Here is a 20,963-nt window from a genome sequence, read left to right on the forward strand (position 1 = left end):
GTAACGCGGGGTGGAGCAGCCCGGTAGCTCGTCAGGCTCATAACCTGAAGGCCGCAGGTTCAAATCCTGCCCCCGCAACCAAATCTTTCCTAGACGATAAAACCACAGAATAGACAGAACCCGCGTTAAGCGGGTATTTTGCGTTCAACCTTAGTGTGAGCGGACGGCACGCGGGATTGGGCGGGGAAGAAATGAAGTAGGCCAAAAAGCCGAAGACTTTACCGCTCGCCATGTCTCACGACGCAATCTTCACGACAGTATATTTACGTGCTAATGTAAACCTGCAGTGATAGATTTTGATCATGCCCTGCGTGGCGACAGTTTGTCAGGCCAGCGTTATTTCATCGGCCCCGCCACGTATCTGCATATATCCAGATAATTTCTTCCTCGGGGAGGGAGCCATGGGGAAATTTGCGGCCTTTCTGGCGAATATTCTGCATATCATATTCGCGTTTTCAGCGAGCAGGTCTTTCGGCCTTCTTGTCTTGTCCGCGATGTGCCTTGCGGCCGGCGCAACTTACGCGCAGCAGCCGACTGATGCCCAGCGGAATGCGGTCCGGTCGGCGTGCCGGTCCGATTTCATTGCGCAATGTTCGGGTGTGACGCCCGGGGGCATGGAGGCGTTGAATTGCCTTCAGCAGCATGATGCATCGCTCTCCAAGGCCTGCCGCGACGCGATCTCGGCTTTGGGCGGGACGAAGAGGAAATCGACCGATGCGGCGCCGGCGCAAACGCCGGCGGTCCAGGCAGCCACAGCTGCAGCTCCGGCCGTTTCACCAAAACAGACTGCGCAGCCCACGGAGGCGCAGCGCGATGCGATCAAATCGGCCTGCCGCTCGGATTTCATGGCGCAGTGCTCGGGTGTGACGCCGGGTGGAGCGCAGGCGCTTGCCTGCCTGCAGCAGCATAATGCGGCGCTTTCGCCATCCTGTCAGGCCGCCATTGGCGCGATTGGAGGAAACGGATCGTCTCTTCCTGCTGCCAATACAGCCAAGGCGGTCGGCGGTGCTGGAGCGATGGCAGCGATGCCCATGGCGTCATTCACGCCGCGCGAGGAACTGATTGTTCTCCGGCGCACCTGCGGGCCGGATTTCCGGGCGCTTTGCCGCTCCGTGCCGCTCGGTGGCGGCCGTGGGGTCAATTGTCTGCGGGATAACTTTCAACGGCTATCGCCGACATGTCAGCGGGTGCTGACCAGCGGCCTATAGCTTCGCGATCTTCAGACGTTCCCATTGCCGTGGAGGGGAGATGGGAGTGGTGTACTCTATTCATGATTCCCAAACCTGGCGACCGCTCGCGGCTGCGCATCGCCTGCATCGATAATGCTGAAATTTCATCCATTCTCTGATCTTGCAGATCGCCGGTAGGATTCTCGCTGAAGGGCACCTGTCCGGGGACTTGGGGATCAACATGATCGAAGGGAAGGCATTGCAATGTCATCGGTTCCCCATTTCAGAACGCTCCGTCATCTGCTCGTCTGCAGCTCCTTTGCCGCCAGCCTGATGCTGCCCGCGACGGCTGCCGCCGACGATGCGAAAGATATCCTGAAGTCCATGTCGGACTATTTGGCGGGGCAGAAGGCGATATCGTTCAGCTACCAATCGTCGATCGAAGCGGTAACGCCTGACTTCGAGAAGCTGCAGTTCGTCAGTTCGGGAACTGCGAGCCTGGCACGGCCGGACAAGCTGCGGGTCACCAGAACCGGCGGATTTGCCGATGTCGATGTCAGTTTTGACGGGACGACRCTGACGGTGCACGGCAAGAACCTCGATGCCTATGCCAGTATCGAGGCCAAGGGCTCGGTGGACGAACTGTTCGAGCGGTTGGCGGATGCGGGTATCGAGGCGCCGGGGGCCGATCTGCTGTCGGCTCATGTTTTCGACATCCTGATGACCGACGTAACGGATGCCAAGCATATTTCCAGCGCTTATGTCGGTGGGGTCGAATGCGAATATCTGACGTTCCGCACGCCCGAGATCGACTGGCAGATCTGGATACAGTCGGGCGCCAAGCCTGTGCCGCGGCGCTATGTCATCACCAGCAAGCATGTCGGGCAGGCGCCGCAATACACGCTGGAGATCAGCGATTTCAAGAGCGGGCCGGATGTGGCCAAGGCGTCCTATGCAATCGAGATTCCGAAAAGCGCCAAGAAGGTCGATCTCAGCGAATTGCAGTCGCTCGATGAACTGCCCACACCCACCCAACCGGGAGACAGCAAATGAGATATCCGAAATCCCTGCTTGTTGCCGGGCTGACCGGCGCCTTTCTCCTTGCCGACGCTCATGTCGAGCCCGGCGGATGGGTACCGTTATCGCTCAGCTTTGGCACGCCCGCCAACGCCGTGATCGGCCGGCCGTTGACCCCGCTTTCCTACGCTGGCGTTGCGCGCAGGACGACGCGGCGCGTGGTGACGAGGACAACGACGACGATTGCCGTCTTGCCCGCGGGCTGCGTCTACGGCGCCTATTACGGTGGCTATTATTACAGGTGTGGATCCGGCTATTACGCCAAGAGCGGCGGCGTCTATGTGCGCGTCGTCGTTCAATAGAGCGAAGCGCTGATCACTCTGCCGCCTGCGGCGCCGTACTCGTGCGCCGCTTTCTGTATTCCTCGAACCGTTGCAGCACCACATAGAACGACGGAACGAAGAGAACGGCAAGGCAGGTCGAGGCGATCATGCCGCTGAAAACCGATATGCCGATCGACTTGCGGGCCGATGCGCCGGCGCCGCTCGCCAGCACCAGCGGCAGGACGCCGAGGATGAAGGCGAAGGATGTCATCAGGATCGGCCGGAAGCGAAGGCGTGCGGCCTCGACCGCGGCCTCGAGGATTTCCATGCCCTCAGCCCGCTTCTCGCGCGCATATTCGACGATCAGGATCGCGTTTTTCGATGCGAGCGCGATCAGCAGGATCAGGCCGATCTGCGTGTAGAGATTGTTGGCAACACCGGCGGCACTTAGCGCGCCGACCGTTCCGAGAAGCGCCAGCGGCACCGCCAGCAATACGGCGAGTGGCAGGATCCAGCTCTCATATTGCCCGGCAAGCACGAAATAGACGAGCAGCATGGCAAGCGCGAAAACGAAGTAGATCTGCCCGCCGACGGTTTTCTCCTGATAGGAGAGGGCTGTCCACTCGTAGCCTGCACCGGGCGGCAATGTCCTGTCGGCGATCTGCTCCATGACATCGAGCGACTGCCCCGAACTAAATCCGGCGGCAGCCCCGCCGACGATGGTGGCGGTCGGATAGAGGTTATAGAGGCTGATCAGCGACGGCCCCTGAACGCTCTTAACGTCGACGACAGTGCCGAGCGGCACCATCGTGCCGTCGCCAGCCTTGACCTTCAGGTTGCGGATATCGTCGGGGCGAACGCGGAATTCCGGCGCTGCCTGCGCATAGACCTGGAAGGTTCGTCCGAACTTGTTGAACTGGGTGACGTAGCTCGATCCGACATAGCCTGACAGTGCTGAAAACACCTGCCCGACGGTGATGCCGAGCGTCTCGGCCTTGATGCGATCGACCGACACCGAAAGCTGGGGTACGCCCGCGCGAAACGAAGTGCTCAGCCGCTGCAGCGACGATTGGGCATTGCCGTTGCTGACGATGGTATCGGCCATGCTCTGCAGCAGCGGATAGTCGAAATTGCCGTTGCGGATTTCCACCTGCATGGTGAAGCCGTTGGCATTGCCGATGCCCTGGATCGGCGGCGGCACGACGACGAGGGTCTTCGCCTTCAAGACATCCGACAGTGCGCCGTTCAGGTGCTCGTAGATCGACAGCAGGTCCTGTCCCTTTTCCTTGCCCCTGACATCCCAGTCCTTCAGCACGACATAGGCGACACCGGCATTCGGCAGGCTGGCGCTGTTGTCGAGGATCGATATGCCGCTGATCGTCAATACCTGATCGACGCCCGGCGTTTGCTGCGCGATCTTGCCGACCTCCGCCATCACGGCGTCGGTGCGCTCCTTCGAGGCGCCGTCGGGCAGCTGCGCGCTGATCAGAACATAGCCCTGATCCTCGAGCGGCAAAAATGCCGTCGGCAGGCGGGTAAGCCCCCAGATGGCGACGCCGATCAGCGCCAGCGCGAAAAGAACGGCAATGGCGCTGTGATGGATCATGTTGCCGATCAGTTTCGCATAGCCGTTCTCGGCCTTGTCGTAGACCTTGTTGAAACCGCGATAGAAGAAATTGCGTTTTTCGGGAGGCACCGGCGTACGCAGCCACAAGGCGCATTGCGTTGGTTTCAGCGTCATGGCGTTGATGGCGCTGATGAGCGCCGTGGCGGCGATGACCAATGCGAACTGCTTGTAGAGCTGCCCTGTCAGCCCCGGAAGGAAGGCGGCAGGAATGAACACCGCCATCAGCACCAGCGTGATGCCGATAACAGGGCCGAAGAGCTCGTCCATCGCCTTTTCGGCCGCCTTCTTCCCGGGCATCCCCTCCTCGATATGGCGGGCAACACCTTCGACGATGACGATGGCGTCATCGACGACGATGCCGATCGCCAGCACTATGGCGAAGAGCGTCGAGAGATTGACGGTGAAGCCGAGCGCCGCCATGGCCGCAAAGGCGCCGATGATCGTCACCGGCACCGTCGTCGCCGGAACCAGCATCGCCCGCCAATCCTGCAGGAAGACGAGAATAACGATCAGCACGAGAACGCCGGCTTCGATCAGCGTGACATAGACCTCATCGATCGAGGCCTTCACGAACTTGGTCGTATCGAATGGCACGGTATAGGCGAGACCGGGGGGAAAGCCTTTCGAAAGCTCGGTCATCTTCGCCGCGACATCCTTGGCGACGTCGATGGCGTTGGCCTCGGGAAGCTGGAAGATGCCGATACCGGCCGCCGGCCGCCCGTTCTGCATGAAGGACTGGCTGTAGGTCTGCGCACCCAGCTCGACGCGGCCGATATCGCGAATGCGGGTGATCCGGCCTCCACTCTGGTCGTCGACCTTGATGATGATGTTCTCGTAGTCGATGGCGTCGTTCAGCCTGCCGTTGACATTGAGCGTGTATTGGAAGTCCTGACCGGCAGGCACCGGCGGAATGCCGACCTGACCGGCGGTCACCTCCTGGCTTTGCTGCTGCACCACGTTGATGACATCCTGCGGTGTCAGCCCGCGGGATTGCAGCAATCCGGGGTTCATCCAGATCCGCATCGCATATTGGCCGGCGCCGAACACAGCCACGTTGCCGACGCCGGGCAGGCGGGCGAGCTCGTTCTGCAGATTGATGACGGCATAGTTGGAAAGGAAGAGACTGTCGTATCGGCCGTCAGGCGATGTCAGGCTGACGAATTCGAGGATCGAGGTCGATTTCTTTTGCGTCGTGACGCCCTGCAGCTGAACCGCGTCCGGCAGCGAGGACATGGCGATCGCCACGCGGTTCTGTACCAAAACCTGCGCCTGATCGGGATCGGTGCCGATTGCGAAGGTAACGGTCAGCGAATAGGTGCCGTCGCTGGCGCTCGTCGACTGCATGTAGAGCATGTTCTGAACGCCGTTGACCTGCTGCTCGATCGGCAGTGCCACGGTGTCGATCAGGGTCTTGGCGCTGGCGCCGGGATAGCGGGTCGAAACCTGCACGGTCGGCGGCACGACATTCGGATATTGTGCCACCGGCAGCTGGAACAGCGCAACGGCGCCGATGAGAACGAAAACCAGCGCCAGGACATTGGCGAGAACCGGCCGCTCGATGAAGAAGCGCGAGATCATGCCATCCTCCTCCGCTGAGCTGACGATGCCGGGCGCGGGCTCATTGCGCGACAGCCTGGGGTGCGGTAGCGGCTGACGCCTCTGCCGCTGGAACGTCCATCGTCACCTTTTCAGGCGCCACCTTGTTGCCCGGAATCGCCTGCTGGATTCCTTCGATCACCACCAGGTCTTCAGCACTGAGGCCGGATTCGATAACGCGCAGGCGGCCCTCGCTCTGGCCGGTCTTTACGGTTTTCTGCTCAATCGTATCGTCCTTGCCGACAACCAATACGTAGCTGCCCTGCTGGTTGGTGCCGATCGCATCGTCCCGAACCAGAAGCGCCTTGTCCTGATGGCCAACAGGCACACGAACGCGAACGAAGAGGCCCGGGATAAGGGCATGGTCCTTGTTGTCGATGATCCCGCGCACGGTCAGCGTGCCCGTCGCCGCATCGACCTGTGGCGCCGCATAGTCGAGATGGCCCTTGAAAGGATAGCTGGTCTCGCCCTGCAGGCCGATTTCGAACGGGATGGCGGGAAGATCTGTCTGCTTGAAGGTCCTGCCCTGAGCGGCCATACCCTGCTTGATCAACAGCACCTGCGTCTCGCTAATGCTGAAATTGGTATAGATCGGATCCGTCTGGACGATCGTCGCCAGCGTCGTCGGGCCGGATACACCGACCAGCGTGCCGACATCGACGAGATGCGCTGTCACTGTGCCATCGAACGGCGCCTCGACCTTGGTGTATCCGAGGTTGATTTTGGCGAGATCGAGACTCGCTTGGGCATTGAGGATCGCTGCGTTCGATTGGTCGAGCGTTGCCTTGGCGCTGTCGAGTGCCGTCTGCGTTCCGACCTTCTGGGCGCTGAGATTGACCTGACGCGTATATTCCTGATTGGCGCCGACCTGTGCGGCCTGCGACGAAGCGAGCGTTGCCTGCGCCTGGTCGACCTGCGCCTGATAGGTGTTGCTCTGGATGCCGAAGAGCTGCGTGCCCTTGGTCACCATCATACCGTCGCGATAGTCGATGGTTTCGACGAACCCTTGGACGCGGGCTTCGATATCGACCGATTTGAACGCCGCCGTGTTGCCGGTCAGTTCGAAATATTGGGTTACATTCTGCTGCAGCGGCGGTGCCACATGCACTTTTGCCGGCGGCGGGGCAACATAGGTGTTGCTGCCGCTGTCGCATGCTGCAAGGCCCGTCGCGCATAAAGCCGCGGCGAACAATTGCAGACCTCGAGACCCCCCCTCACGCATCCTGTCACCTCATAATTTACGAGTTGCAGTCCTCATGCGCGTCCCTTTGCAGCCTACCGGTTGCAAGGTTCAAAGCTGCCACAATATGAAGCCGCATTTTGAAGAATTGCAATAGCCCTCGATTGCACAGGAAGGACGGCATCAGGCTAAGACCAAAGGGCTAGGCCGCGCGGACTTTCCGATAGGTCAATGCGCAGGCGATCACGAGGGCCACTGCGGTCGCGATGGCGATGAGAACGTGCCGGTGAAGCGGCAGATGGCCAAAAATCTGTTCGATGCCTTGTCCGAAGAGATAGCCGATGGCGGTGAAGACCGTTCCCCAGATCACGGCCGCGGCGGCATTGACGGCCATGAATTTCGCGRCCGGGACATCGGACATGCCGATCGCAACCGGGCTGATCGTCCGCAATCCGTAGATGAAGCGAAATGCGAAGATGAAGCTCGCAGGGTGGCGCTCCAGAAGCTGGGTAGCGCGCTGAAAGGCCGGTCTCCCGGCGATTTTCTGGATTCGCGGCCAGCGCCGCGCATGGCGGCCGGTGAAGAAAAACAGCTGGTCGGCGATGAAGGAACCGGAGCTCGCAGCAATGGCTGCCTCCCAGAACGTCATGAGGTGGCGATGCGAAAACACGCCACCCAGAATGACGATCGTCTCCCCTTCTATCCCGGCGCCAAGAAAGACTGCCAGCAAGCCGTATTTCGCAATCAGAAGCTCGAAAGTCATTGCTGCAGGCTCCTGCCGTTGCGGCTTATTGCTGGAAGATCAGCAGGACGTAGGCCAGGAAAAGCACCAGATGGACGGCTCCCTGCATCATGTGGGTCCGGCCGCTGGCAAACGTGATCATACTGACGGCAAGCGTCAAGGTCAGCATCACCAGATCGCTGCCTTCGAGACCCAAGGTGATGGGATGACTGGTTAGATGGGCAACGAGCAGCATCGCCGGCACTGTCAGGCCGATGGTCGAAAGCACGGAGCCGAGAAAGATGTTGACCGAGCGCTGCAGGTTGTTGGCGATCGAGGCGCGAACGGCGCTGAGCGCCTCCGGCGTTGCTACCAGCACTGCCATGATGATGCCGCCCAGAGCGGCGGGCGCGTGCACGGTCTCGATGATGTAGTCGATCGGCCGTGCCAGTTGTTCGACGAGAAAGACCACCGGCGCCATATAGGCGAAGAGCAACACGGCATGGAGCAGGATCGTGCTCTTCTGCGCTGCGCCATCGCGCTTCTCATGCCGCGGTTCGCTGCCATCGGTGAAATAGCGGTGATGGCGTCCTGCCTGGAGCATCAAGAACACGCCGTAGAGGCCAACCGAAATGACAACCAGGATCATCTGCCTTGGCGTCGAGGCCTGGCTGCCGTCGGTATGAAGAAAACTCGGCAGGATCAGGCTTAGCGCCGCCAACGGCACGATGAGACCGAGATAAGCGTTTGCGCCCTGCATGTTGTGCGACTGCTCCGGACGCCGCCAGCCACCAACCAGAAGCGACAGGCCCACCATGCCGTTCAGGATGATCATGACCACGGCAAAGAGCGTGTCGCGGGCGAGCGTTGGATTGTTCGCCCCGTGGATCATCACGGCCGAGATGGCCATGACTTCGATCGAGGTGATTGCCAGCGTGAGGATCAGCGTGCCGTAGGGCTCGCCGAGCTGTTCTGCCAGATGATCGGCGTGCCGTACCACCGACAGCGCCGAGCCAAGAACCGCCGCAAAGAGCCAGAAGAAGACCAGCACGAACCCGGCCGGACTGGACATCTGTGCAAACAGAGGCTCGCCGAAACCGAGGATGATGGCGCTGGTCAGCAGCCCGACCGCAAGAAACCATTCCCGGCGCAGGAGGCGCGACATGCTGAAGGATGGGATGGTGAGACTGTTCGTCATGGCCGCGGCAGCCGTTCAGGGATATGCCGCCGCCGAATGATCATCAACGCCATCAACTCTCCCAACCCGGCCGCCCGCCTCTTGCGCACCGATCCTCGCTAAACCTCGCCGCAGATTACATCTGTTTGCGATTTTCAGCGAGGGCAGTTTGCAGCTGCGCTCAGGTCAGATCAGCCGGCGCAGGTCAGGCTGTCCGCAGACTGTACCCGTTCACCGCGTCAAGCATCTCGCGGACCTTGCGGCGCTCGGCTTCCAGTTCCTGCATCAAAGCCTGATTCTGCTCGGTCAGTTTCCGGGACTGGCTCACCAGATCGCGGATATTGGCGAAGTTGATTCTCCGGCCGAGGGGCGCCACCAGCGCCGAGGCGTTGGGTTGCAGATTGATGCCAGTGACGGAACTATGGAAGCGGAGATCGGCAACGTAGTAGTCGATGATCGTCTGAGCAGCCACGTCGTATCCCAGATGCTCGAAGGTCTGGAAGATCAAGTCGCCGATCTTATCCTTGGTATCGGAAGTGGGAGGCGCCACGCCGCGCATGTCCGAGAGCAGGTCCCACAATGCGCGGAAAATCAGGTAGCCGAATTCGATCGGCTGGTCATAGGACCATTCGAGGTCGATGAAGCGCTGCTGTTCACCGACGATCAGGTTGCGCGGAATGGCGTCGAGCAGCGAGCCCGGGATCAGATCCGTCAAGGCTGAGGGTGCCGGATGGCCCATGCCGGCAAGGTGCTGTGCCAGCGCCTCGCGCCAGACGCCGATCCAATTTGCCAGATGAGCGGCGGACCATCCATCCTGCAGCAGGCACCGCTTGCCGATGTCGCGCCACAGCAGTCCGTTCTCGAAACTCTCGTTCTCGAGATTGATCTTCAACGGCCTACCGGCATCATCCTCGGAAGGCTTGAGTGCCTCGCGCTCGACCACCAGTTCATTGCCCTTGCGGACGAACCGCACCAGCTTCTGGTAATGGGCTTCTCGCCCGCCGGTGAAATGCGTCGCCATGACATCATGTGCGGGGATAGCCTGATCCGAGGACACGAGAAGGAACGAGTTCGCGAGGTCGCCCTGAAGACCGTTTCGAGCAATCACATCCCAGGCGAGGTCCTGCTCGAACGCGAGAAGGCTCGGCCGCTGCGGGTCGGTATTGACGGCGCTGCGGATCAGCGACGAAAAGTCGGTCGGCAGGTCGGCATCAAGTGCCTCGTCGTTCAGCACGAAGCGGGGCAGCTTGTAGTCCGGGAAGGGGAACCAGTATTTCTGATGCGGCAGGCCGGCAGCCCTGACGCGGTGCGACAGCTCGCGCTTGCCGAAGGTGACAGGCCCCGTCTGCGTATACTGGTCCTCGACACCGACCATCGGCCGCGACAGGTGATCCTCGGGGAAGCCTGCGAGATACTTGAGGCCTATCTGGTTTTCGATGGCGATGATCAGCTGACCGCCGGGCTCGAGGAAGGACCGGGCTTTTGCCAGCATGTGATCGATCGCGTCCTGGCCTGCTTCCGCGCCGAAGAAGACGCGGGCATATTCCAGCACGCCGATCAGCGTCACCGTCGCGAACTTCTGCTGTACCTCGAAATGCTGCAGCGGCTCGGCGAGTACGGTGACATTCGGAAGGTCACGGCATCTCTCGGCGATCGTGTTTGCGCGGCGCGCACTGCCCTCAAGCGCGAGAACGGTGTGGCCTTCCTCACCCAGGAAGCGGGTGATCGCGCCGCAGCCGGCGCCGATCTCGAGGATAGGTCCGCGCAGCATATGCTTGATCGGACGGAAGAGATTGGCTCGTATCGGGCTGAGATGGTAGTTCGACGGCCAGTCGGAGATCGCGCCTGCGAGCTCTTTCGAGAAGAGCGAGGTATCGGTCGCCGACTGCATGATATTCAGAATACGCGTTTCGGATGCGTCGCCATCGTTATAGCGAAAAGCGCCTCGGGCGTCCTGATATGTCCAGATTTTACCGTTCTTGCGGTAACCCGATGCCTGTAAGAGGTCTTGCATGTCTTCTCCATTACGGCCGTGCTGATTCTGACGGGTGATGGGAAACCAGTGGCACGACAGGCTGGATTGAGGCTGACGAAGGCCCCGTCCAGAACGAGTGGTGTCCATTGCAAGATGATAGACTTCCATGTCCATTATCTTGCGGCGGCCAACTGCAACGCAAAAGAGCCCGGATCGACGGGCTCTTTCGTTGTTTTCAGCTGAAACTTCAGCTTCTGATCGTCGCCTTGCCTTCTTCGACGAGCCGCTGCGCAGCCTCGGCGGGCGTGGTTCGTTCGAAGGCGAGTTCATCGGCGATCGGGCGGAACAGGCGTTGGTCGAACTCCGTCGATCCCAATGGCGCCGGTGCCGGATAGTCGCCGACCTGGTCCTTCAGAAGATCCACGTATTTGACCGCTGCCTGCTCCGTCGGGTTGAGATTCGGCAGGATCGCCTGGCGCACGGCCGGCGACATCGGTACGCCGCGCTCGACGCCGAGGATCTTACCAGCATCAGGGTCGTTGACGAAGAAATCGATGAACTTGGCCGCAGCTTCGCCATTCTTCGTCGTCGCGCCGACGCTCCAGATCAGTGCCGGGCGATAGTAGTGGCCGGAAGGTCCGCCCTTCTTCTCGCGTGGCAGCGTGGTTATCGCCAGCTTGTTTTTGGAGATCAGCTGGTAGCCGACGAGCTGGTTGGAATAGGCCATGYCCATAGCCGACTTGCCGAGTGCCAGCGCGTTGGTATCTATGGTGTTCTGGTCGAGTGTCTGCACGTCGGCAGCGACCGTGCCACCTTTCTTGCGCAGATCCTCCCAGAAGCTGTACCACTCCTTGGCATCGTCGACGCCGAAGCCGAGCTTGCCGTCAGCATAAAGGCTCTTGCCGCGCTGGCGCAGCCAGGCATCGAAGACATAGGTATAGCGGGCACCGTAGGGACCGCCCCAATAATTATCCTTGCCGCCGGCCTTGGTGAGCTCGACGGCAAGCTTGGCATATTCGTCCCAGGTCAGATCCGTCGTCGGAAGCGGCAGGCCCGCCTTTTCGAATACGGCTTGGTCGAAGAACAGCGCAAAGGAATTCAGCCCAAGGCCGATGCCATAGAGCTTGTTGTCGACAGTCGTCAGCTTCAGCATGTCCTTGCCGAACGCATCGACCTTCAGCGTCGATGGGACGAACTCGTCGAGAGCAAGGCAGGCGCCGCGCTTGGAATAATCGGAAATCGTTCCCGGCTCGAGCTGGAAGACGTCGGCGATGGCGCGGCCGGCCATCTGCGTCGCCAGTTTCGTCCAGTAGCCGTCGCCGCTCATGGATTCGCCAACGATTTTCACACCTGGCGTCTTGCCTTCATAAAGCTTGGCAACGTCGAGTGTCCGCTTGGCGCGATCGTTCGATCCCCACCACATGGCGCGTAGCTCTGTGCCCTCTGCATATGCGGGGATGGCGCTTCCGGCGCCGAAGGCAAGCCCGGTGGCGACGCCAGCCGAACCCATCAGAAATGTCCGTCGATTGATCTGCATGATGTTCCTCCTTGTGCCTGCCCCTCGCCGTCCTCCAACATCTGAGGGCAATGCGGCGAAGACTACGCAAAAAAAATAAACTTGCAAGAAATTATATAACAATTGCAAATTTGCATTATTTGCATAAGATCGGGCCATGAACGAAATGAAACCCAAACGGCCGCGGCAGGCCGATATCGCAACGGCGGCCGGCGTGTCCGTTTCCACGGTTTCTCGCGTGCTCGCCAATGAGCCGGGTATCAGCGGCAATGTGCGCGAGCATATTCTGCGGGTGGCCGCCGAATATGGCTATCAGCCGAGGTCCACGGTCGAGCCGCCGCCCGGCGGGTTGGCGCTGATCGCCAGCGACGGGGTTACGGGCGGGCTCAGCGTTTTCTACGAAGCGATCGTCGAAGGGCTGCGGGCGAGCGCTCTGGAAGCCGGGATGGCTTTCGAAGTCCGGCTCATCCGGGAGGACCGCGCCACGCCCGAGGTTGTTCGCAGCTACATGACGACGGCGCGGGCCGAGGGGCTCTTTCTTGTCGGTATCGATCCGAGCGATGCGCTTCGCGGCTGGATAGAGGCGGAGAAAGTGCCGGTGGTGCTCGTCAACGGAACGGATCCCCGCCTGCAGATCGACGGCGTGTCGCCGTCGAATTTCTTCGGTGCCTATCAGGCAGCCGAGCGTCTGCTCGCTGCCGGACATCGCAAGATCCTTCACTTCACCGGATTGCATCGCCATACGATCCGCGAACGCGTTCGCGGCTTCGATGCGGCTGTCGCCGTTCATGGCGGCGAGCGGCGACTAGTGTCGATGGGATTTCAGGGTAGCGCCTCGCGTGAGGCGCATGAGCTGATGGCCGCAGTTCTCGTGGAAAACAAGGGTTTTACCGCCGCCTTCTGCATGAACGATTTCGTCGCCGTCGGCGTCCTCGAAGCCGTCACCGAAGCGGGCCTTCGCGTTCCCGAAGACTTTGCGATCGTCGGTTTCGACGATCTCCCCTGTGCGATGATGACCAACCCACCGCTGTCGACGATGCATGTCGACCGGGCCGCAATCGGCCGTGAGGCGATTGCCTTGATGATAGCCCGCTTCCGCGACAGGACGGCTCCTGCGCGCCATGTATGCCATGCGGTCGTCCCGGTTGCCGGGGGGACTGTGCCAGATGCAAGAATCGATGAGTGATGCAGATGACCTATGATCCGGCCAGCGCCAATCCGCTCGCAGGCAATCCTCTCCAGACGCGCAGCGACATGAGCCGCGCCCTTCATGATCTCTTCAATCCGCTGCTTCCCTATTTTTCCGAGGGCAACGCGCGTGTCAGGCTCGATGGCGCGGGCGCACATTTCGACCGGGCGGCCGCTGATCTTGAAGGTTTTGCCCGGCCTCTCTGGGGCCTGGCGCCACTTGGCGCCGGAAAAGGCGACTTCGCCCATTGGCAGCGTTTCACCGACGGTATCGCCAACGGCACCGATCCCGATCACCCGGAATATTGGGGCACGGTCGGGGGGCGCGATCAGCGGATGGTGGAACTTGCGGCTCTGGGCTTTGCCATCGCGCTGGTGCCGGAGAAGATCTGGGAGCCGCTCGATACCGCCCAGCGCGCCAATGTTATCGCCTATCTCAAGCATGCCCGCCAATTCGATTATGCCGACAACAACTGGAAATTCTTCCGCATCTTCGTCGACATCGCACTCGATCGCGTCGGGGCCGATTTCGATCGCAGCTTGACGAAGCAATATCTCGAAGAGCTCGAAGGCTTCTATGTTGGTGATGGCTGGTACCGCGATGGCAACGTTCGCCGCGTCGATCACTACATCCCCTTCGCCATGCATTTCTACGGGCTGATCTATTCGAAGCTCGTCGATGACGACTATGCGAAGCGCTACCGGGAACGGGCCCTGCTCTTTGCCCGGGATTTCCGGCATTGGTTTGCCGATGATGGCGCGACCATCCCCTTCGGCCGCAGCCTCACCTACCGTTTCGCCTGCGCAGGCTTCTGGTCGGCGCTTGCGTTTGCGGATCTGGAAGCGCTTCCGTGGGGCGAGGTCAAGCATCTCTGCCTGCAGCATCTGCGCTGGTGGCGGGACAAACCGATGACCAATCGCGACGGTATTCTGTCGATCGGCTTCGGCTATCCGAATTTGCTGATGTCCGAGAGCTATAATTCGGCCGGTTCGCCATACTGGGCGTTCAAGGCTTTCCTGCCGCTGGCGATCCCGGAAGATCATCCGTTCTGGACGGTGAAAGAGGTGGTACCGGCCGCCGCACCTGTCACACCGCAGCGCCATCCCGGCATGGTGATCATGCACACCGGCGAAGATGCGGTGGCCCTGTCATCGGGGCAGGAAAATCTTCAGATGCGGTTTGGTACCGAAAAATACGCCAAATTCGCATATTCGGCCCGCTATGGCTTCAGCGTCGAAGCCGACGAGCGGAGTTTTGCCGGCGCCACCTTCGATTCGGCGCTGGCTTTCAGCGATGACGGCTTTCACTATCGCGTCCGTGAAACCAACACGATGGCGAAGATTGCCGGCGACGTGCTCTATGCAAAATGGTCGCCTTTCAAGGAGGTCAGCGTCGAAACCTGGCTCGTTCCGGCGGCACCTTGGCATATTCGCGTTCATCGCATCCAGTCGCCGCGTGCGTTGCAGATTGCCGAGGGCGGTTTTGCGATTGCTAAGCAGGATTTCGACCGCGATACGCTCGAAACCGCTGCCGGCCAGGCCTACGCCATTGGCGAAGCTGACTTCTCCGGCATCGCTGATCTCGGCTCCAGCATCGAGCGCCACGGCTTCGTGCAAAAGGCGTTGCCGAATACCAACATGATGGTTGCCAAGACCCTGGTGCCACAGCTGCGCGGTGAAGTTCCTGCGGGCGAGACCGTGTTGTTCACGGCCGTGATAGCCACGGGTGACCGGCAGGCTGTGTCGGGGGCATGGCGCACGCCGCCTGAACGGCCGGATTTGTCTTCGCTGGAAGCGATCGTCGCCAAGGAAGGCATCACGGTCAGCGCCATCGAGGCGCCAGGGCAAATGCCATGAGACAAACAGGTATTGCGCTTGCCATGCAGCCCGGGCAGCGGACGGAGCATGTTCTCCCTGATGCCTTGCTCGACCGGCTGGAACAGCTCGGTGTCCTGCTCGACCGGAATCCGCTCGAGAATTTCAGCGATGAGCGCGCCAGGCGCATCCTTGCCGAAACCGAAATCCTGATCACCGGCTGGGGCGCGCCTCATGTTGGTGCCGATGTGCTTTCGGCCGCGAAAGGGATGAAACTTGTGGCCCATGCCGCCGGCACGGTCAAAGGCATCATCGGCGAGGAGGTCTTCAGATCAGGTGTGCAGGTCACCCATGCGGCGGAGGCCAATGCCATTCCCGTCGCGGAATTCACCCTTGCGGCGATAGTGTTTGCCGGCAAGCAGGTCTTTCGCTTCCGGGACTACTACACGGATGACCGGAACCGCGAGCGGACCTATCCGATGCAGCGGCTGGCGATCGGCAACTACGGCCGGACGGTCGGCATCATCGGCGCTTCGCGGATCGGGCGGCGGGTGATCGATCTGCTGAAATCCTTCGAATTCAAGATCCTGCTTTTCGATCCGACATTGAGCACAGCGCAATGCGCAGAGCTGGGCGCTGAAAAATGCGACCTCGATACGCTGATGCGCATGTCGGATATCGTCTCTCTTCATGCGCCGTCGCTTCCATCGACCCGCCACATGATCGATGCGTCGAAGCTGGCGCTGATGAAGGATGGCGCGACGCTGATCAACACGGCGCGTGGCGCGATCATCGATGAGGCGGCATTGCTGGCGACGCTGGCCACCGGCCGTATCGACGCAATCATCGACGTCACCGATCCGGAGATTCCAGAGACGAGTTCGGCATTCTACGACCTGCCGAACGTGTTCCTCACGCCGCATATCGCCGGCGCGGTCGGATTGGAGCGTTCCAGACTTGGCGCAATGGCCGTCGATGAGATCGAGCGCTTTCTGAAGGGTGAGCCGCTGCTCTACACATTGACGCTGGCCGATCTCGACCGGCTCGCTTAGGTTCTGCATCAACATATGGCGTCAAAAGCGCCAGCTTCACAAGAACTGGCGCTTGAATTTTATTAGCCGGCTTTTACGCTATTCGGCGAACCGTCATTGGCGAGCTCCGGCATCAGGTCGGCAAGCGTCACCACCTTGCCCGTGCGCGAACTCTCCAGTGCTGCAATCCCGCAGAGAACAGACATCGCCCCGGCGCGCGTACCGGCGCGCTGATGCAGTCCATCTTCCATGCCGGGCTTGAAGATCATGTTGCGCATCCGGTCGTCACCACCGTAATGCCCGCCGGACGAATGTGGAACGACGATGCGTTCGAGCGCTTCCTTGCCATTGGGGAAATTGCGGATCAGCAGGATCTCGTCCTCCTTCTTCACCTCCCATGGCTGCGTTTCATGCTGGCGAACCTCGATCCGGCCCTTGGTGCCGTTGAACGCCAGATGATGACCCTCGATCGGCTGGAAGGTGTTCAGCGAGTAGGAGACATGCACGTTGTTGCGGTAGCGGATGCTGACCACCATCGTATCGGGTATGTCGATATCCTCGCGGAAGACGCAGCCGTCGCGGAAGTAACCGTCGATCTTCGAGGGGTCTTCGTAAAGCGTGTCCAGGAACGGATCTGCCTCAAGGTCGAGATAGTAATCGCAGTCGGCAGTGTGAGGACAGAGCTTGCAGCGCGGGCCGCTGAAGGGGCCCTTGCGGCCGTAATTCTGCAGATCGGCAAAGGATGTGACGGCTTCGGGATCGCTGTCGAGATACCAGTTCAGCAGGTCGAAATGGTGTGTCGCCTTGTGGACGAAGAGGCTGCCCGAATTCTCGGTATAGGCATGCCAGCGGCGGAAATAATCGGCGCCGTGCTTGGTGTTCAGGTACCAATGAAAATCGACGGAGGTGACGCGGCCGATCTCGCCGGAGTTCAGTAGCTCCTTGATGCGCGCTGCCGTCGGCGAATAGCGGTAGTTGAACGAAACATCGACGCGCTGGCCTGTCCGCTTCTCGGCGTCCATGATCCGCCGGATCTTGTCGACCGCCGTCGTCATCGGCTTTTCGGTGATCACGTCGATCCCGGCCTCGAGCGCCCGCACGACGATCGCATCATGCGTATGATCAGGCGTACAGACGATCACGAGGTCGGGCTTGACCTCCTTCAGCATCGCATCGATGTCGTCATAGATCGGGGCGTTGCTGCCGATCATCGTGCGCGCCCGCTCGCCGCGCAGTGAATTCTTCTCGACGATAGCGACGAGATCCACATGCTCGCGCCACCCGGCGAGCAGATCTTTCCCCCACATCGTGGTCCCGCGATTGCCGGTCCCTATCAGTGCAAAACGGCGCTTCTCCATCGAATGATCCTCCTTCATACGTGCTGAAACGAATATATCCAATTAAACCAGGCAGCAGCCATGATACCGGTCGACGCAGGTGGCGATGACCTCCTCCGCCGGGCGCTTCCACCAGTTGTCTGCCGAAAAGATCTCGACCTCCTGCGCGCCGAAGAAGCCCGCCTTCTCGATCATCCGCCTGATGCCTTTGAGATCGATCACGCCGTCGCCCATCATGCCGCGGTCGGTCAGCATGTCCTTGGTCGGCACCAGCCAATCGCAGATATGATGCGCGAAGATGCGCTTCATCTGCCCGGCGCGCGCGATCTGCTCGGCGAGTTCCGGATCCCACCAGACGTGATAGACGTCGATCGCGACGCCGACATCGGTACCGAGCAGTTCGCACATGTCGAGCGCCTGGCGCAGGGTGTTCACACAGGAGCGGTCGGCGGCATACATCGGGTGCAGTGGCTCGATCGCCAGCGGCACGCCCGAGGCTTTCGCATGCGGCAGAACGGCGGCGATGCCGTCCGAAACCATCTGCCGGGCAGCACCGATATCCCGCGATCCGCCCGCCAATCCACCGACAACGAGCACCAGGCAATCGGCGCCAAGCGCAGCGGCCTCGTCGATCGCTCGTCGGTTGTCGTCGAGGTTTTTCTGCCAATCGCGGTCATTCGCCGCCGGAAAGAAGCCCCCTCGGCAAAGGCCGGTCAGCTTCAGGCCGTTCGATTTCACGATGCGGACGGCTTCGTCGAGACCGGCCTTGGCGACCTGATCGCGCCAGGGCGCGATCTTGGTGATGCCGTGCTTCAGGCAGAGATCGACGGCTTCGGCAAAGCCGCATTGCTCGCGGATCGTTGCGAGATTGATCGAAAGTCCTTCGACCTGCATGTCATGTCCTCCCTGCCTGATGGGTCACTGTACGCCGTGAACGGCGAGCACCTGCTTCATGCGGGTGACCGCGAGATCGGGATCGGCGAGCACCCGCGCCTTGTCGGCCAGCCGGAACAGTTCGGCGAGATGCGTCAGAGACCTTGTGCTTTGCTGTCCGCCGACCATCACGAAATGGTCCTGCAGCCCGTTCAGATAGGCAAGGAACACCACACCGGTCTTGTAGAAGCGGGTCGGCGCCTTGAAGATGTGGCGCGACAGCGGAACGGTCGGGTCGAGCAGATCGAAAAACTCGTTGTTGCTGTGGCGCCCGAGCGCATCCATTGCCGCCGAAGCCGCCGGTGCGATCGCATCGAAAATGCCGAGCAGGGCGTCCGAATGCCCCTCTTCGTCGCCGGCGATCAGTTCGGCATAGTTGAAGTCGTCGCCGGTATACATGCGCACCGCCTTGGGCAACTGGCGGCGCATCGCCACTTCCTTCTCCTTCGAAAGCAGCGAAATCTTGATGCCATCGACCTTTGCGGCATTGGCTTCGATTACCTGAAGGCAAGTGGACATTGCCTTGATGTGGTCGTCATTGCCCCAATAGCCGGCGAGCGCCGGATCGAACATTTCGCCGAGCCAATGGATGATCACGGGTTCCTTGACCTGGCGAAGGATGCGGTCATAGACCCGGATATAGTCGTCCGGGCCCTTGGCGACGGCGGCCAGCGCCCGGCTTGCCATCAGGATGATGCGCCCGCCTTCCGCCTCGACGGCCTCGATCTGCTCCTCGTAAGCCCGGATGATCGTATCAATGGTCACATCAGGGCCGGGCGTCAGATGATCGGTGCCGGCGCCGCAGGCAATCAGCGCGTCCTTTCGGGTGCGTGCCTCGCGCAACGCCCGGCGGATCAGCTCGCGGGCCTCAGGCCAGCCGAGGCCCATGCCGCGCTGAGCCGTATCCATCGCCTCGGCAACGCCGAGACCGAGATCCCAGAGCCGGTGGCGGAACGCAAGCGTCCGTTCCCAGTCGATCGCCGGTGTCAGCCACGGGTCGTTGTCTTGAAGCGGATCGGCCACCACATGGGCCGCCGCATAGACGACGCGCGGAAAATCCTTGGCATCGCGCTTCTTCACTTCGATCGGCACGCCGGTCAGCTGATAGGGCGCGATCTTGCCGTCTAGCGGGAGATTGATCGTTCTTGCCATGATCAGAATTCCAGCCGGGGAACGTCAAGCCAGCGGCGTTCGGCCCACGACTTGAGGCCGAGTTCGGCGAGCTGCACGCCCTTGGCGCCAGCCTCCATGCCATAGGGCCACGGCGCATCTTCGGCGACATGGCGCAGGAACATTTCCCACTGCGCCTTGAAGCCGTTGTCGAAGACCTGCGTATCCGGCACCTCGTCCCAGGTCTTGTAGAAGTCGATCGTCTGTGGCTGGTCGGGATTCCAGACCGGCTTCGGCGTGTTGACGCGGTGCTGGGTCCAGCATTTCGTTAACCCCGCGACCGCGGAACCATGCGTGCCGTCGACCTGGAACGTTACGAGGTCGTCGCGGCGGACGCGAACCGCCCACGACGAGTTGATCTGCGCGATCACCCCGCCTTCAAGTTCGAAGGTCGCGTAGGCGGCGTCGTCGGTATCGCAAGGATAGGTCTTGCCCTTTTCGTCGACGCGGCTGCCGATATGGGTGGCACCGAGGCAGGAGACGGATTTCACTTCGCCGAAGAGATTGTCGAGCACGTAGCGCCAGTGGCACAGCATATCGAGGATGATGCCGCCGCCGTCGCCCTTGCGGTAGTTCCAGGACGGACGCTGTGCCGGAACGCCCCAATCGCCCTCGAACACCCAGTAACCAAACTCGCCGCGCACCGAGAGAATCTTGCCGAAGAAGCCGGAATCGCGCAGCAGCGCCAGCTTGCGCAGCCCCGGCAGGAACAGCTTGTCCTGAACGACGCCGTGCTTGAGCCCGGAAGAGCGGGCCTTCCGGGCAAGATCGACCGCAACCTGCAGGTCGTCGGAAATCGGCTTCTCGCAATAGACATGCTTGCCGGCATCAAGCGCCCGGGACAGCAGCTCGGCACGCATCAGCGTCGTGCCGGCGTCGAAGAAAATATGGTCGTCGGGGTTGGCAAGTGCGGCGTCAAGGTCGGTCGACCAGCGCTTAATGTTATGCTTCTTCGCCAGCTCTTCCATCTTGTCGCGGTTGCGGCCGACAATGATCGGATCGATCTCCAGCCGTTCCCCCGATTTCAGCAGAAGGCCGCCCTGATCGCGGATGGCCAGGATCGATCGCACCAGGTGCTGATTGTATCCCATGCGGCCTGTAACGCCGTGCAAAATGATCCCGAGACGTGCCATTTGTTCCTCCCTGCCAATCGTTTTCCGGCAGGGAGCGGGCTTGGCCCAGCCCTCC

16 protein-coding genes and 1 tRNA gene are annotated in these 20,963 nt (G+C 60.9%); 7 read left to right on the top strand and 10 right to left on the bottom strand.

Annotated elements, in window-relative coordinates:
* Positions 1-4: 4 nt before the first annotated feature.
* The 4 genes from AC1DNK_RS28455 to AC1DNK_RS28470 all read left to right on the top strand — a co-directional run bounded on the left by AC1DNK_RS28455 (position 5) and on the right by AC1DNK_RS28470 (position 2,548).
* Positions 5-81: transfer RNA gene (locus AC1DNK_RS28455), tRNA-Met, on the top strand.
* 320 nt (positions 82-401) lie between these two features.
* On the top strand, positions 402-1,208 hold the full coding sequence (locus AC1DNK_RS28460) for a cysteine rich repeat-containing protein (RefSeq protein ID WP_477944544.1): 807 nt from the start codon (positions 402-404) through the stop codon (positions 1,206-1,208).
* 225 nt (positions 1,209-1,433) lie between these two features.
* Positions 1,434-2,222 (top strand): DUF2092 domain-containing protein, encoded by a 789-nt coding sequence (locus AC1DNK_RS28465; RefSeq protein WP_477944477.1) that lies wholly within the window; start codon positions 1,434-1,436, stop codon positions 2,220-2,222.
* Positions 2,219-2,548 (top strand): hypothetical protein, encoded by a 330-nt coding sequence (locus AC1DNK_RS28470; protein ID WP_112384957.1) that lies wholly within the window; start codon positions 2,219-2,221, stop codon positions 2,546-2,548. The genes AC1DNK_RS28465 and AC1DNK_RS28470 overlap by 4 nt, the downstream gene beginning before the upstream one ends.
* Positions 2,549-2,561: 13 nt before the next feature.
* Here the strand turns inward: AC1DNK_RS28470 and AC1DNK_RS28475 are convergent, their stop codons facing one another.
* The 6 genes from AC1DNK_RS28475 to AC1DNK_RS28500 form a co-directional block, all read right to left on the bottom strand.
* The gene (locus AC1DNK_RS28475; RefSeq protein ID WP_477944478.1) at positions 2,562-5,714 is read right to left on the bottom strand and encodes an efflux RND transporter permease subunit; all 3,153 of its coding nucleotides are present in this window, start codon (positions 5,712-5,714) and stop codon (positions 2,562-2,564) included.
* Positions 5,715-5,754: 40 nt separating this feature from the next.
* Positions 5,755-6,954 (bottom strand): efflux RND transporter periplasmic adaptor subunit, encoded by a 1,200-nt coding sequence (locus tag AC1DNK_RS28480; RefSeq protein ID WP_477944480.1) that lies wholly within the window; start codon positions 6,952-6,954, stop codon positions 5,755-5,757.
* Between the two features lie 160 nt (positions 6,955-7,114).
* A complete protein-coding gene (locus tag AC1DNK_RS28485) occupies positions 7,115-7,675 on the bottom strand; it encodes a DedA family protein (protein WP_477944482.1) in 561 nt (186 codons plus the stop codon).
* A gap of 25 nt (positions 7,676-7,700) precedes the next feature.
* Entirely contained in the window at positions 7,701-8,831 is a 1,131-nt protein-coding gene (locus AC1DNK_RS28490; RefSeq protein WP_112384961.1) for a calcium:cation antiporter, read from the bottom strand.
* Between the two features lie 184 nt (positions 8,832-9,015).
* Entirely contained in the window at positions 9,016-10,824 is a 1,809-nt protein-coding gene (locus tag AC1DNK_RS28495; protein WP_477944484.1) for a class I SAM-dependent methyltransferase, read from the bottom strand.
* 208 nt (positions 10,825-11,032) lie between these two features.
* Positions 11,033-12,322, bottom strand: a complete 1,290-nt coding sequence (locus tag AC1DNK_RS28500) for an ABC transporter substrate-binding protein (RefSeq protein WP_477944486.1) — start codon at positions 12,320-12,322, stop codon at positions 11,033-11,035.
* Between the two features lie 136 nt (positions 12,323-12,458).
* On the opposite strand from AC1DNK_RS28500, the gene AC1DNK_RS28505 reads away from it, so the two are divergent.
* From AC1DNK_RS28505 to AC1DNK_RS28515, 3 genes are read left to right on the top strand one after another with little or no spacing between them, the layout of a single operon-like run.
* Positions 12,459-13,487, top strand: coding sequence for a LacI family DNA-binding transcriptional regulator (locus AC1DNK_RS28505; RefSeq protein WP_477944488.1), 1,029 nt, complete (start codon positions 12,459-12,461; stop codon positions 13,485-13,487).
* Between the two features lie 5 nt (positions 13,488-13,492).
* Entirely contained in the window at positions 13,493-15,346 is a 1,854-nt protein-coding gene (locus tag AC1DNK_RS28510) for a DUF2264 domain-containing protein (RefSeq protein ID WP_477944489.1), read from the top strand.
* Positions 15,343-16,356 (top strand): hydroxyacid dehydrogenase, encoded by a 1,014-nt coding sequence (locus tag AC1DNK_RS28515; protein ID WP_477944491.1) that lies wholly within the window; start codon positions 15,343-15,345, stop codon positions 16,354-16,356. The genes AC1DNK_RS28510 and AC1DNK_RS28515 overlap by 4 nt, the downstream gene beginning before the upstream one ends.
* Before the next feature lie 62 nt (positions 16,357-16,418).
* Here AC1DNK_RS28515 and AC1DNK_RS28520 read toward each other — a convergent pair whose 3' ends face one another.
* From AC1DNK_RS28520 to AC1DNK_RS28535, 4 genes are read right to left on the bottom strand one after another with little or no spacing between them, the layout of a single operon-like run.
* Positions 16,419-17,693, bottom strand: coding sequence for a Gfo/Idh/MocA family protein (locus AC1DNK_RS28520; RefSeq protein WP_477944493.1), 1,275 nt, complete (start codon positions 17,691-17,693; stop codon positions 16,419-16,421).
* Positions 17,694-17,735: 42 nt separating this feature from the next.
* Positions 17,736-18,566, bottom strand: coding sequence for a sugar phosphate isomerase/epimerase family protein (locus tag AC1DNK_RS28525; RefSeq protein ID WP_477944495.1), 831 nt, complete (start codon positions 18,564-18,566; stop codon positions 17,736-17,738).
* 24 nt (positions 18,567-18,590) lie between these two features.
* Positions 18,591-19,757: a dihydrodipicolinate synthase family protein gene (locus AC1DNK_RS28530; RefSeq protein ID WP_477944497.1), complete on the bottom strand. Its 1,167-nt coding sequence runs from the start codon at positions 19,755-19,757 to the stop codon at positions 18,591-18,593.
* A 2-nt stretch (positions 19,758-19,759) separates the two neighbouring features.
* A complete protein-coding gene (locus AC1DNK_RS28535) occupies positions 19,760-20,908 on the bottom strand; it encodes a Gfo/Idh/MocA family protein (protein ID WP_477944499.1) in 1,149 nt (382 codons plus the stop codon).
* Positions 20,909-20,963: the final 55 nt, after the last annotated feature.

Source organism: Rhizobium sp. 01N424 (genome assembly GCF_056399485.1).

Excerpts from the sequence above, each read along its gene's own strand:
- AC1DNK_RS28460 (WP_477944544.1), top strand. The coding sequence starts at position 402 with ATGGGGAAATTTGCGGCCTTTCTGGCGAATATTCTGCATATCATATTC.
- AC1DNK_RS28470 (WP_112384957.1), top strand. The coding sequence starts at position 2,219 with ATGAGATATCCGAAATCCCTGCTTGTTGCCGGGCTGACCGGCGCCTTT.
- AC1DNK_RS28475 (WP_477944478.1), bottom strand. The coding sequence starts at position 5,714 with ATGATCTCGCGCTTCTTCATCGAGCGGCCGGTTCTCGCCAATGTCCTG.
- AC1DNK_RS28480 (WP_477944480.1), bottom strand. The coding sequence starts at position 6,954 with ATGCGTGAGGGGGGGTCTCGAGGTCTGCAATTGTTCGCCGCGGCTTTA.
- AC1DNK_RS28490 (WP_112384961.1), bottom strand. The coding sequence starts at position 8,831 with ATGACGAACAGTCTCACCATCCCATCCTTCAGCATGTCGCGCCTCCTG.
- AC1DNK_RS28495 (WP_477944484.1), bottom strand. The coding sequence starts at position 10,824 with ATGCAAGACCTCTTACAGGCATCGGGTTACCGCAAGAACGGTAAAATC.
- AC1DNK_RS28505 (WP_477944488.1), top strand. The coding sequence starts at position 12,459 with ATGAACGAAATGAAACCCAAACGGCCGCGGCAGGCCGATATCGCAACG.
- AC1DNK_RS28510 (WP_477944489.1), top strand. The coding sequence starts at position 13,493 with ATGACCTATGATCCGGCCAGCGCCAATCCGCTCGCAGGCAATCCTCTC.
- AC1DNK_RS28515 (WP_477944491.1), top strand. The coding sequence starts at position 15,343 with ATGAGACAAACAGGTATTGCGCTTGCCATGCAGCCCGGGCAGCGGACG.
- AC1DNK_RS28520 (WP_477944493.1), bottom strand. The coding sequence starts at position 17,693 with ATGGAGAAGCGCCGTTTTGCACTGATAGGGACCGGCAATCGCGGGACC.
- AC1DNK_RS28525 (WP_477944495.1), bottom strand. The coding sequence starts at position 18,566 with ATGCAGGTCGAAGGACTTTCGATCAATCTCGCAACGATCCGCGAGCAA.
- AC1DNK_RS28530 (WP_477944497.1), bottom strand. The coding sequence starts at position 19,757 with ATGGCAAGAACGATCAATCTCCCGCTAGACGGCAAGATCGCGCCCTAT.
- AC1DNK_RS28535 (WP_477944499.1), bottom strand. The coding sequence starts at position 20,908 with ATGGCACGTCTCGGGATCATTTTGCACGGCGTTACAGGCCGCATGGGA.